Source organism: Psychrobacter sp. P11F6, from assembly GCF_001435295.1.
In the GTDB taxonomy this organism is placed as follows: domain Bacteria; phylum Pseudomonadota; class Gammaproteobacteria; order Pseudomonadales; family Moraxellaceae; genus Psychrobacter.
Genome location: NZ_CM003594.1, coordinates 1,711,777 through 1,725,835, shown reverse-complemented (window position 1 = coordinate 1,725,835; position 14,059 = coordinate 1,711,777). Strand labels below are relative to the sequence as shown.

General features: G+C 43.9%; 8 protein-coding genes. 4 read left to right on the top strand and 4 right to left on the bottom strand.

Annotated features, from left to right (window positions below; translation table 11 throughout):
- Positions 1 to 39 precede the first annotated feature (39 nt).
- A complete protein-coding gene (locus AK822_RS07080) occupies positions 40 to 4,887 on the bottom strand; it encodes an NAD-glutamate dehydrogenase (RefSeq protein WP_060491091.1) in 4,848 nt (1,615 codons plus the stop codon).
- Positions 4,888 to 5,344: 457 nt separating this feature from the next.
- Here AK822_RS07080 and purD point away from each other — a divergent pair, with 457 nt between their 5' ends.
- On the top strand, positions 5,345 to 6,673 hold the full coding sequence (purD, locus tag AK822_RS07075) for a phosphoribosylamine--glycine ligase (RefSeq protein WP_060492214.1): 1,329 nt from the start codon (positions 5,345 to 5,347) through the stop codon (positions 6,671 to 6,673).
- Positions 6,674 to 6,971: 298 nt separating this feature from the next.
- The gene (locus AK822_RS07070) at positions 6,972 to 8,366 is read left to right on the top strand and encodes an ABC1 kinase family protein (RefSeq protein ID WP_060491090.1); all 1,395 of its coding nucleotides are present in this window, start codon (positions 6,972 to 6,974) and stop codon (positions 8,364 to 8,366) included.
- A gap of 76 nt (positions 8,367 to 8,442) precedes the next feature.
- Here the strand turns inward: AK822_RS07070 and AK822_RS07065 are convergent, their stop codons facing one another.
- Positions 8,443 to 9,120: a class I SAM-dependent methyltransferase gene (locus AK822_RS07065; protein ID WP_060491089.1), complete on the bottom strand. Its 678-nt coding sequence runs from the start codon at positions 9,118 to 9,120 to the stop codon at positions 8,443 to 8,445.
- Between the two features lie 209 nt (positions 9,121 to 9,329).
- Here AK822_RS07065 and AK822_RS07060 point away from each other — a divergent pair, with 209 nt between their 5' ends.
- Both AK822_RS07060 and AK822_RS07055 read left to right on the top strand, forming a co-directional pair.
- On the top strand, positions 9,330 to 9,521 hold the full coding sequence (locus AK822_RS07060) for a DNA gyrase inhibitor YacG (protein ID WP_060491088.1): 192 nt from the start codon (positions 9,330 to 9,332) through the stop codon (positions 9,519 to 9,521).
- A gap of 47 nt (positions 9,522 to 9,568) precedes the next feature.
- A complete protein-coding gene (locus AK822_RS07055; protein ID WP_060491087.1) occupies positions 9,569 to 10,750 on the top strand; it encodes an aspartate aminotransferase family protein in 1,182 nt (393 codons plus the stop codon).
- Positions 10,751 to 10,864: 114 nt separating this feature from the next.
- Here the strand turns inward: AK822_RS07055 and AK822_RS07050 are convergent, their stop codons facing one another.
- Together AK822_RS07050 and dnaX are read right to left on the bottom strand one after the other, a co-directional pair.
- Entirely contained in the window at positions 10,865 to 11,764 is a 900-nt protein-coding gene (locus AK822_RS07050; RefSeq protein WP_045448120.1) for a LysR family transcriptional regulator, read from the bottom strand.
- 234 nt (positions 11,765 to 11,998) lie between these two features.
- A complete protein-coding gene (dnaX, locus tag AK822_RS07045) occupies positions 11,999 to 13,993 on the bottom strand; it encodes a DNA polymerase III subunit gamma/tau (RefSeq protein WP_060491086.1) in 1,995 nt (664 codons plus the stop codon).
- Between the last annotated feature and the right edge of the window lie 66 nt (positions 13,994 to 14,059).

The window sequence follows — 14,059 nt, the reverse complement described above, 5'->3', positions numbered from 1 at the left end:
TTGTTGTTTATTGAATGGCTAGTTACTTAGTTAGTTTAGTTACTTGGTTACCAAACCGCTTAGCTCACTCATTAATACTGACAACGTTGAAAGAGCAATTTGACCATTTTCATCATTACGATGCAGATTATCTAACTTGCTCATCTCTGTGGTAACAGACTCCAGATGATCCAAGTGACGTGAACGCCATTCACCAAACGCTTGCTTCGCATCTGGTTTAGATAATATGGCATCCATCAGTAGACGTAGGCTACGTGACAGCTCGTTCATCAACGCATGGCGTGCGCGGCGATCCCAGTAGTCTTGCTGTGGTAAAGTGGCGATGTTGTCCATCATCCAATCTAACTGCAAGACGTGATAGGCATCAAAGTACAGTGTTGCAATCTCATCAACAGGACGCTCATATTGCTCAGCGAGCAGTGCGGCATCAAGTGCATCAACATGATAAGGCAGCATCGCAAACAACGCGGCATCATTGTTAGACAAATCATTCTGCATCAGGCTAGTGGTATCTTCTTGCAAGTATTCTGCAAATTGTTGCTCAATAAAGCCGCCTGATTTGGTTAATTTCTCAACACTATCACTAAAGCGACTGATCATGTCAGCGACTTGCAATTCTTGACCAAAGGCATTGATAAACCAAACCACACCTTGCTCAAGCGCGTCACGTAGACGTAGTTCAAGAGTTAGCAGTAATGTAGCATCGACTTGATTGTCCAGCGCTTCAAGGGTGTTCCAAGCTTTTGATACATTGAAGACATCACGGCTAATTGCATAACCACGTACGATGGTCGCCAGCGATTGATCTGTTTCTTCATAAAGACGGAACAGTGCTTCAATGCCCAAACGATTGACCACACTATTGGTCAAATAGGTGCTGATAATCTCACGATGTAAGCGATGTTCAGTCATCTCATCAAAGAACCGCGTCGCTAGCTCATCAGGGAAATACTTGCGCAGCTCATTGATAAAGTACGCATCATCTGGCAAGTCTGATGATAATAAGTTGTCATACACCCACATTTTGCCATAAGCCATGACAACTGCCAGCTCAGGGTTGGTCAAGCCAGTATCTGCTTTTTGACGTTTGGCAATTTCTTCATCTGATGGCAGATATTCAATCGCCCGATCGAGACGCCCTTCGCCTTCTAACATCTGAATAAAACGCTGATGATCGCTTAAATTAGCCGCCGCACGAATGTGGCTAAGCTCAATGGCTTGTGGTTGAAGGTAATTTTGACGCAATACCAGTTCTGCCACGCTATCAGTCATGCTTTCAAGCAACTCATTACGCTGCTTTAAGGTCATGTCGCCTTGCTCGACCACTTTGCCAAGTAAGATTTTGATATTTACTTCATGATCTGAGCAGTTTACGCCGCCTGAATTATCGATAGCGTCGGTATAAATGCGACCGCCTGTTTGTGCATACTCGATACGCCCTTGCTGGGTAAAGCCTAAGTTACCACCTTCACCAACGATGGCCGTACGTAGCTCATTGCCGTTGACCCGTACGGCGTCATTGGCACGGTCGCCGACATCAGCATGACTCTCATTCACGCTTTTCACGTAAGTACCAATACCGCCATTCCAAATAAGATCGACAGGCGATTTTAACAACGCACTGATTAACTCGTTGGGTGCCATGCTGTCTTCAGCGATATCAAAACGCTGTTTCATCTCAGCACTGAGCGTGATGCTCTTATCTTGGCGGGAGAAAACGCCACCTCCTTGGCTAATAAGTGACTTTTCATAGTCATCCCACGTCGAACGCGGCATGTCAAATAAGCGGGCACGTTCTGCGTGTGAAGCAGCAGCATCTGGATTAGGATCAATAAAGATATGTAGATGGTTAAATGCGGCGACCAGCTGGGTATGGGTTGAGAGCAGCATGCCATTGCCGAATACGTCACCGCTCATATCGCCAATACCAACCACGGTAAAGTTATCACGGTTCTGAATGTCCATGCCGCGCATACGGAAGTGGCGTTTGACCGATTCCCAACCACCGCGTGCAGTGATACCCATGGCTTTATGATCGTAACCAACCGAGCCGCCTGAAGCAAAGGCATCGTCGAGCCAGAAATCATATTCAGCAGACAAGGCATTCGCAATATCAGAGAAGCTAGCAGTTCCTTTATCAGCCGCCACCACTAAGTACGGATCATCTTCATCATGACGCACGGTGTTGGCTGGCGGGACAATTTTTCCATCAACGATATTATCCGTCACATCGAGCATACCGCGTAGGAATGCTTGATAACAAGCAATGCCTTCGGCTTGGAATGCGTCGCGACCATCTGCCATGGTTTTGGTTTTGACGATAAAACCGCCTTTTGAACCAACAGGAACAATCACCGCGTTTTTGACCATCTGTGCTTTGACCAAACCAAGCACTTCGGTACGGAAATCTTCCATACGATCTGACCAACGCAGACCACCACGAGCCACTTTACCACCGCGCAAATGCACCGCTTCCACTCGTGGCGAATAAACAAATATCTCAAACATTGGCTTTGGTTTTGGTAGATTAGGAATATCTGCTGCCAAAAACTTAAATGATAAACGATCTTTACGCTGACCATCGCTATCGGTTTGATAGAAGTTAGTGCGTACCATGGCGTTAATTAAATCTAAATACCAACGCAAGATACGGTCTTCATCCAAGCTATCCACACCTGCCAATGCCGCCGTGATTTGCTGTTGAATCTGCGCGGTTTTTTCTGTGCGTTCATCTTCACTGTACTTAGGGTTCATACGGGCATCAAACAGACTACCTAGCGCCACGCTAATGTCGCTATTTTTTACTACCGTTTGCTGAATATACGTACTAGAGAATGGTGCTTTCGCTTGCATCATATAGCGTGACAATGCTCGTAGTACTACCACATCATAAGTGTCTAAATTGGTCGTCAATACCAATTCGTTAAAGGAGTCACTCTCAACATGTCCCGCCCAAATCTGTTTGAGACTGTCTTCAAACTGACCACGCACCACTTGCATGTTGACAGTATCGACATGCTCTAGTGTCAGTTCATACTCTTGCATCCAAATGGGCTGCTCTGGCAAATCAAACTCATAGGTTTGTGCTGAAATGACAGACACACCAAAGTTTTCAAGGATTGGCAGGACTTTAGACAAAATGACAGGCTGTTCACGACCATACAGTTTTAGGTGTAATTGATTGCTTGCATCGCCAGTTGACTGGTATAAATGCCAAATCATCGGCTGTTCTGCTGTCAATACAGCCAAACGCTTAGTGTCTTCAACCGCAGTACGGGCATCAAAACGCTCTTGATAAGCCGCAGGGATATAATTTAAAAAGCGACGGTTTAAAGCATTGGCTTGTTGCTCACCCACATTATCCAATAGCATCTTTTGATAGCTGTCGCTCCATGATTGCATTAAAGCAGATAGTTTTGCTTCAAGTGCAGCAGTATCGACGTCTTTCACTTGACCTGGCACTGTACGCACATGGACATGCACACGTGCGTGAGCTGATTCATTGAATTCGGTGGTAAAGCCTGATGATGTGCCACCGTAAGCTTCTTTTAGGACATTTTGTACTTTGATACGTAGCTCGGTGTTGAACTTGTCGCGCGGGATATAGACCAAGCATGAGACAAAACGCTGATAATGATCCACACGGCTGAATAGGCGCAGGCTCTTTTTATCTTGCAACTGGCTGATACCAGAAACGATAGGATATAGCTCTTCGACGCTGGCTTGAAAGAGGTCGTCACGCGGTAAGGTGTTAATCACATGCATCATTTTATGGTGTGCATGACCGTCACGCGGCAGTTCTGCCATCGCCATAATCTTATTGGCTTTGTCACGTAATAGCGGAATTTGCTGTACCGTTAGTTGATACGCTTGTGAGGTCAATAAACCAATAAATCGATATTCACCAACCAGCTTACCACTATCATCAAACTTATGAATACCCAAAAAATCCATATATACAGGACGATGCACAGGCGATACACGGCTTGATTTGGATAACATCAACACTCGTGGTTCAGTCAATAGTTGCTTTAATACTTTTGGCAATTGGCTAAAACTTTCGGACAGTTTATCTTCTTCAGCACCGCGTAATAGACCAAGACCGCTATTACCAATGGCGAATAAATCTAAATCAGCAGGTTCAGCATTCACTTCGACAGCCTGCCCGCCTTCCAAACGGTATTCACGATAACCCAAGAATATAAAATGATCGTCTAATATCCAATCTAAAAATGCTTGTATTTCTTGCTGCGAGTAAAAAACTTCTGGCAGTGGTTTGTTTGATAGCTCAGCTTTAATATCCGTCAACTGCGCACGCATCTGCTTCCAATCGCCAACGACTGTATCTAGCGTATCAATTTTTGCCAATAACATTTGCTGTAATGCAGCCAGATCTTCATCATCTTGATAGGCAATTTCACAATGAATCAAAGACAAATGAGAAGTCGCGCTTTCATGTGCGCCTTCGACATGAGTAATATGACCATTATCATCACGTGCAACACTGACAATGATGTTATAAGTACGATGAACATCGATACCTTCAGACTCAAGACTCATCAAAATCGTATCGACTAAAAACGGTCGGTCATAGGCAACAATTTGAATAACCGTATGTGAGCTATGAAAATGCTGCTCTTCTGCTTTGGGGTTCAGCACCTTCAGTTGTGGCTTGCTACCATCATAGGCTTGGAGCAACGTAAAATGATGTAATGCCATGCCCGCTAGGTCAGCGTTACTGATAGTCTCAGCTGCCTCTGCGTGCAATGGCTGATAATAGCTATGAATAAAATGATCAAATAATGATTTGTCTTTTTGTACATAACTGGTAGCAATATCGCTTATCTGGCTGATGCGCTCTTTTGCGATACTGAGGGAGTTTGGCATGTCCTTCATCCTTTTTTATAGATTTAATTTATCATTTATTTAAGTTTATTAATTTGTACTAACTAATGGCAGCGCATAAATATATGAAACATTATTGGTGCTGCGGAGCAGTATATCCATTTACGCAATTTATTCTGTTTTTTCTTGATATTTTAAGTTTCTCTCCTTTTTCCACCCTTATTTTTAGGAATATGTCGCAATTGGGATTTAATGCCATTAATTTAGTGAAGTGTAACGTACATAGCGCGCCAGCTAAAGCGTACAACATCATTTCATGAATCAGCAACATGTCGATAACATTTACTCATGAGACAGGTTTTTACGTTTATTGATGATTAATTGCTGGCAAGTGGATACTCATGGCAATCGGTACGACTTTTTTGTTAGAATATGCCAGTATATTTGAGAGTGTGTGGCTAACTCATAATTAACTTTAATGCTAAGGGCAAGACGTATGATGAATATTTTGGTGATTGGTTCAGGTGGTCGCGAACACGCGCTAGCATGGCAATGTGCAAAAGACGATAAGGTCAATAATGTCTACGTCGCGCCTGGTAATGCTGGTACAGCGCTTGAACCTAAATGCCAAAACGTTGTCCTAGTATCGGCAGACGAGAACGCTAGTGAGCATAGTGCAATCATCGATTTTTGCCAAAACAATGCCATTGATATGGTCATTGTTGGACCAGAAGCGCCTTTGGTCACTGGTATCGTTGATGCTTGCCGCGATGCTGGGATTCAAGCGTGGGGACCAACAGCATACTGTGCGCAGTTAGAAGGCTCCAAAACCTTCGCCAAAGAATTTATGGAACAAAACAATATCCCTACTGCAGCCTATAAAGGCTTCACCGAAGCGGTAGCTGCCAAAGCTTATATCGATGAACAAGGCGCACCCATCGTTATCAAAGCCGATGGCCTTGCCGCTGGTAAAGGGGTCATCGTCGCAGAAACTATCGAACAGGCATATGAGGCCATCGATGATATGCTTGCGGACAATAAGTTTGGTGATGCAGGCAGCCGCGTGGTGATTGAGCAATTTTTGCAAGGTGAAGAAGCCAGCTTTATCTGCATGATTGATGGTAAAAATATCTTGCCAATGGCAACGAGCCAAGACCATAAACGGGCTTTTGAAGGCGATACAGGTCCGAACACAGGCGGTATGGGAGCATACTCTCCTGCGCCAGTGGTCACTCAAGATGTCCATGAAAAAGTCATGACCCAAGTCATTCAGCCAGTGGTTGATGCAATGAATAATGCGGGTCACCCTTATACGGGATTTTTATATGCAGGTCTTATGATTGATGAGGCAGGTGACCCTTATGTGATCGAATTTAACTGCCGTTTTGGTGATCCAGAAACTCAGCCTATCTTAATGCGTTTACAATCATCAATGGTAGATTTGGTGGCACAAGGTCTAGCAGGACAGTTGCCTAGTGATGCTCAATGGGATAGCCGCCCTGCCCTCGGTATCGTCATTGCTTCAAAAGGCTATCCTGAAACGTCATCAAAAGGTGATGTAATTGCTGGCTTGCCGGAACTAGATAACAATAATGACAACGCTGTCAAAGTCTTTCATGCTGGCACTGCTTTTTCTGACAGCGATGCCATAGACCGTGAAAAAGAAGTGGTGACGAATGGCGGACGTGTATTATGCGTGACTGCTCTTGCAGATAGTATTTCAGATGCTCAGCAAGCCGCACTTGCGGTAACAGGTGCGATTAGTTTCGATGGTGCACAGTATCGCCGTGATATTGGTCATCATGCCATTGCTCGTGAAAACAGTTAAAAATCAATATTACTCAGGTGAGAACTGTTAGCAGTTTTAGTCTGATACACCAAATTACTCTTAGCTTTTATGATTCGACCTAGCATCATGCTAGGTCTTATTTTTTGATATTATTTTTTACGAAGTTATAATCTGCAAATATATACTGCGGCTTACAAAGTAACTGCTATTGGCAAGCTTAGGCTCATCAACCAAATGTGCTTTATATGATACAATTTTGTACCCGTACATCGCATCTCCCTTGTATTGTAGGTTTTGAACCCACAAATCAATACCAACTGGATGAATGATTATATTTATGGCAAATGATACGTCTAAACCTTCTAGCACCAAGCAATCCATCGACAACTTAAAAACCTCAGGGTTTGATAGACGAATGTCGATTGCTAAAACTTCCTTAAATATTGGTCGCCGCTGGGCGGGTAATAGTGTGTCTGGCATGTTCTTAAATAAAGAAGCTCGCACAGCACGTAACCAAGTATTTATGGAAGCCCAAGCAAACTACCTCGCAGAAGAGCTAGGTAAGCTAAAAGGTTCGGTCGTCAAAATTGGTCAAATGCTAGCGATTTATGGCGAACATATTTTGCCACCAGAAATCACCCGTGCCTTGCAAACGCTCAATGACGATACCGCTACGTTATCATGGCCAACCATGCAACAAAACCTGCAGCAATTATTGGGTGAAAAACTACATGAATTAGATGTCGATACGGTTCCTATAGGTACTGCCTCGCTCGCTCAAGTTCATCGAGCCACCGTGATTGCAACTGGCGAGCAAGTTGTATTAAAAATTCAGTATCCGGGTGTTGCTGATGCGATCAACTCGGATCTTGCTTTATTTAAGCAACTATTAAGAGTAAGTAATATCGTTCCGCAGACCCGTTCGCTCGATGCTTGGTTCGAAGAGATACGTGACCTACTCCATCATGAAGTGGACTATGAAGCTGAAGCCGCGACGACAGAACGGTTTTATGACCGTTTGAGTAATGATCCGCGTTACATAGTTCCCAAGATTAATCGCACTTATTCCAAAAAGCGCCTACTCTGCATGTCTTATGAGCCAGGTATTACCGTAGTTTCTGAGGCATTACAATTATTACCTCATGAGCGTCGTAACGCTATTGGTCAAGCAGCCATCGAAATCATGATGCAAGAGATTTTTGTGTGGGGTGAAATGCAGACAGACCCCAACTTTGGTAATTATTTGGTTCGTGTCAGTGAAAATGAAGGTGATATTGATAAATTAGTATTGTTAGATTTTGGTGCTATTCGTCAATTTGATAACAACCTTTTGACCATTGCGCATGGCTTACTAAAAGCTGGTTACCGCCATGACCATCAGGCGATGATGCTTGCGATGACGGGTTATGACTTCTTTGATAGTATGAGTGATAAAGTACGCTCTGATATGGCGTCACTATTTTTATTGGCAACCGAACCGTTTAGTGATTCAGCGACCAATCCTGATATTCCTAGCGATTGTTTAGATAAGGACGACCGTTATATTTGGGCGAACAGCAAACTCCACTCTCGCCTCTCAACACAAGCCACAAAAGCGATGCAGTCCTTTGAGTTTAACTTACCACCAAAAGAATTTATGTTTATTAGTCGAAAATTTATTGGTGCTTACACCTTTTTGACGGTGCTTGACGCTTATACTGATTCTGATACCTTAGTAAAACCTTATTTATAGTCTTAATTGAAGAGTAAGTAATTTTTGAACCGCCCTCTTGTGGCGGTTTTATTTTTCAATATTTTATTTGCTTAGGCTATTTAACTTGATTCACAGTGTCGGCCTTCCACTCATCAAACCTAGTTTTATAACCTTCCGGCTTACACATATTAAGCTCCCAGCATACCTCTCCACGGGCTAAATATTTTATTTCAAAATGCGTGCGCTCACTGTCATCAGCGACTTGATAGCGCTCATTAGGCAACGACCATATCTCCGTTGCTTGCTGCTCTGCATTATTGATATAGGCTTCGATGTTGGTTACTAGTACCACCTCTCCACCTACTTGCAAGCGTGACAATAGAAACTCGAAGAAAGGCATGTTTAGCCATTGCTGGTTGGGATTATGCTGTTCAGGATTGGGGTACAGTATGAAGATTTTACTGACACTATTGGGTTTAATGGCATGCACAATCCATGCGATCGCATCAGCATGAATGGCAGTTAAATTCGGCGAGTCTTGTAGCACTGCCAGTTTGGCAAAAGCGTCAAATTTATTACGCGTACGTTCGATCGCAATCAGGTACTTATCGGTATTTTTTGCGGCGAAACCAAGCGCATGCTTACCCTTCCCTGCACCAATTTCTAATATTAAAGGGACAGTGCTTTTATTGTCGTGAATGATATTTGGCATAATAAAATTACGTGGTGCTGAAAGCTTTTCTGGTTGAAATGCTCGCTGTTGCTGATGTGTAAGCTCAATATTGTCGGTCATCTACTATCCTTAAAGTATTTGTCTTTTGCCATTATTCGGGCGCATGCTATTATATAGCCAATCTACTTCAATAGTAATATAGCGACAGCGAGTAACGCGCTATCGTAGTCTATCAAGCGCATACGAGATAAAAATAGATGCAATTACCGACTGCCGCTCGCTAATGACGTTCATCATACAAATAAATCGAGGATACTCCCACCCTTATCATGACTGAATCTACCCCCCAAACCTCCCCTAAAACCTATCCTTGCCCACGTTGTGGTACCAAAACAGCATGGCAAGACAATGAATACAAGCCCTTTTGTAGCAGGCAATGCAAACTTATCGACTTAGGTGCATGGGCAAATGAAGACTATACCTTACCTGCAGAAACCACGCCTTTTTCTAACGAGCTATAATCAACACCTTCTCTTTTAACTAATTTATCATCTTAAGGATGTTTTATATGTCTGCTACTTATCTGATGCCCACTTATAACCGCCAGCCAATCAGCTTTACACGCGGTTCAGGCAGCTGGCTATATACCAAAGATGACACGCCTTATTTAGATGCGCTGACTGGTATTGCCGTATGCGGTCTAGGGCATTGCCACCCGCAAGTGACTGACGCCATTCAGCAGCAAGCAACGACTTTAGTACATACCAGTAATTTATTCGGTATCGACTGGCAAGAGCGTGCGGGTGAAGTGCTATGTACAGCCGCCCAAATGGACAGTGTGTTCTTTGCCAATAGTGGTGCTGAAGCGAACGAGGCGGCGCTCAAATTGGCGCGTCTATATGCCTATCAGCAAGGTTTTAAACGCCCAAAAGTCATCGTTATGGAGCAGTCATTCCACGGTCGTACCTTACTATCATTGTCAGCCACTGCCAACCCAAAAGCCCGTGAAGGGTTTTACACATTAGATGATGACTTTATCCGTGTACCCTTTGGCGATATTGCCGCGATTAAGCAAGCCGCGCAAGATCATGATGAAATTTGCGCCATCTTTGTAGAGCCTATTCAAGGTGAAGGGGGTTTAAATACTGCTGCCAACGGATTTACGTATCTTGAAGAACTACAAGCAGAGTGTGAAGCCCATAACTGGTTATTTATGCTAGATGAAGTGCAAACAGGTAATGGCCGTACGGGAAAATACTTCGCTTATCAACATAGTAATGCGCGTCCTGATGTATTGACGACGGCTAAGGGCTTGGGTAACGGTTTTCCAGTAGGCGCGTGTATGGTACGTGGCCGCGCTAATGGCCTGTTTGGTGCTGGTAGCCATGGTTCTACTTATGGCGGCACGCCGCTAGCCAGTCGTGTGGTACATAGCGTGTATGACGTATTGGCTAACAGTGATATCATGACCAATGCCGTAACCGAAGGGCTGTTTATTCGAGAGACGCTGGTCGATACACTAGGACAATATGGCGTCAGCAGTCGTGGTGCAGGTATGATGATTGGTATCGCTTTGCCTGAAGACATGGACTGTAGTCAGTTGGTTGATCGTGCGCGTGATGAACAAAAGCTCATCATCAATGTCACTGGTGGGCATGTTGTGCGCTTGCTACCGCCGCTTAATATGAGCCGCGATGAGAGCACACAAGTGGCTGAGCGTCTGATTGACTTGCTAAAACCATCATTTTAAATGATTGGTTACATTAAACGCTAATACTAAAAAAGCCTATAGATAATATGTCTATAGGCTTTTTGCTTTTGGAGGCTTTAAACTACTCTCTACGGTGCATTATTCAAACGTCACCTAATTGGCATGGAAGTACTTTTTTAACACCTCTAAACAGCGAGTGATTTTGGCTGGCTGTTGATCACGATTTAGGGTGACGGCATATAGTACAAAACTTGGTAATTGATAACCGGTCAACACTTCGACCAAGTCACCATTTTCAAGCTCTTTTTTGATGTCCATTTCCATCATTCTAACCAAACCATGACCTTCTTTTGCCAAGGTGGTCGCCATAAAGACATTATTGGTATAAATGCGTGAATTCATTTTCGTGCGCGTCTTTTTACCCGTTTCTGTCTGGATGAGATCAATTTGATTGGCATCTTTCATGATTTCAATACAAATCAGCTGATGATCAGCCAAATCTTTAGGTGTTTGCAGTTTGGTATGTTGGCGTAGGTACTGCGGTGAAGCAACCAACATTTGGCGCACATCGGTCAATGGATGACTGCTGAGGCTCGAATCATTAATCGATGGACTCATACGAATCGCAATATCGATCCGCTCATCAATCATGTCAATATAGTGGTTGTCTGCCAGATAGGTAATACTAAGATCATCATGTGCCGCCATCCACGTAGAAAGTGCCGGCAAAATATGATTAACGCCAAGCTCCGGTGTTGTCGCCACTCGTAAGCTGCCTGCCAACTCATCACGCAACTGATTGACCTTAATCCGCCCTTGCTCAGCAGCACTTACCACATCCTTTGCGGCTTCATAAAAGCTCTCGCCAGCTTCTGTTAAGCTCAGCTTACGAGTTGAGCGGTGTAATAGCACGACGCCCAGCTCATTTTCTAATGAGCGGATTTGCTGACTGACTGCACTGGTTGTAATGCCAAGCTCACGAGCAGAGCCACTAAAAGAGCCATGTCCAACCACACTGGCGAACACAGCCATACCGCGTAAATTATCCAACATATTCTCACCTAAACTTCATTTCAGTTTTTAATATAACTTAACCATTATAACGAATCTTAATTTATCTTATCGTTATTAAATATTTCTCTCTTGTTTAAAAAAGCCCATTTAATCTGCAATAAAAACAAAAATATCAAGGCGATAGTACAACATCGCCTTGATATTTTATATGAAAGTTGTATTTAATAACTATATAGACTTTTAAATAATTTTAACAACAGTTTTTCTGACTGTTTAATACAACTGAACCTTACCCATTTTTCCTTCACCGCGTTCATTCAAATACTGCATCACAGGCGTAGCAAGCAGTCTTGCTTCTGCAACCGTCTTGGCTTGCACCAAGCGCTTTTGTTGGCGACGCTCAGGCGTCTTATCCTCTGCTTGCATGACGCTGCCATCGATTTGCAAGTCAATTTCTGCTTGGGTGAACTGCTGTTGCAGTTTAGCCGCTAATTGCTGAAAAGTGGTTTGTAAATGCCGACTATCTACACTGGTTATAAACATTGCCTTGCCATCGCATAAGCCCGTCATCATACCTTGACGCGCAAGTGCCAATTCGTCTTGAGCCAATATCTCCGCTTCACGAGCCGTTTGTAGCCAATAATCCCATTTTTCTGGTGTCCACTCGCCTAGCAGTTCTTGCGGTGAGCAACGCAGCAAAGTACGAGGATCATCCAGTTGCGTTGTTAACTGAGAATTATTTGCATCAGGCTCAACAACGGGTTCAGGCTCAACAACGGGTTCAGGCTCAACAACGGGTTCAGGCTCAACAACGGGTTCAGGCTCAACAACGGGTTCAGGCTCAACAACGGGTTCAGGCTCAACAACGGGTTCAGGCTCAACAACGGGTTCAGACTCAACAACGGGTTCAGGGTTAGTAACTAATACATCATGATTTTTCTCATCATTTTGAGCCAAACTTGATTCAATATTGTCATAGGTTTCGACTTGCAAATGATCATTATCTCGTGCTTGATAATCAACGCCATAAGACTGTAATGGCGGTGCAGAAGCCGAGTGGCTATTTGACGACTTATTCGATGACTGTGTAGAAGGTGTAGATGTCCCATCTTCTATAGCTGGTACTTCAGGTAATACAGAGCCAGCATAAGTATGATTTAATATCTCATCGACTGGCAACGGACGAAATGCTAGCAGACGTAAAATGCACATTTCCAGCGCTTGCATTGGTGTGCTCGCAAGCTTAACACCTTCACGTGCTTGCACAACAATCTCATAATACAGTTGCAGAACGTCTGGACTCATATGCTGCGCAAGCGTGTTAATATCTTGCGCCTGTGCCTCATTTACATTTAATGCCACTTCAGGCAACAGCTGAGTCAACGCCAATTGATGCAGTAATTCAGTAAGACCATCAAACATACTCGTCGCATCAACCATTTGCGCGCGCATTTGTTCTATGTGAGCCGCGACAGCAGATTTGTCATGGTTATAGATATCGGTAATTAAACTGACCAGATCAGCCGCATCAATTAAGCCAAGCATAGCGTTTACAGTGACATCGTCGAGCGCACCTTGACCAAAAGCAATGGCCTGATCGGTCAATGACAACGCATCACGTACAGAGCCTTTCGCAGCGCTGGCCAATTGCCAGAGCGCAGGCTGCGTATAACCTACCTGCTCTTGGGTAAGAACATTTGCCAAATGCTCGCTGAGTAACGTTTGCGGTAGCGGACGTAGTACAAACTGCAAACAGCGCGAAATAATGGTAATCGGCAATTTTTGCGGATCAGTCGTGGCAAGTAAGAATTTTACATGCTCAGGGGGTTCTTCCAAAGTTTTAAGAAGCGCATTAAAACTGTGTGTGGACAACATATGTACTTCATCAATCAGGTATACTTTATAACGCCCCTGACTTGGCGCATACGGCACATTATCCAGCAACTCGCGGGTGTCTTCTACTTTGGTACGGGATGCCGCATCAATCTCGATAAGATCGATGAATCGCCCTTGATCGATGGCCACGCAGTTATCACACACACCGCAAGGCGTACTAGTAATACCCGTATCGCAGTTCAAACATTTAGATAGGATACGCGCAATCGTGGTCTTACCCACACCGCGTGTGCCCGTAAAGAGGTAAGCATGATGCAAACGGTTATAATCAATCGCATTAATCAATGCTTGAGAAACATGCGTTTGCCCAATCAACTCGTGAAAGTTTTTGGGACGGTATTTGCGCGCTAAAACTTGATATTGCTGCGTCATAATAAATGCCAATGTGAATAATACAAATATAGATGGGGTGTCAAACCAGTAGGCTGTATTAGGTTT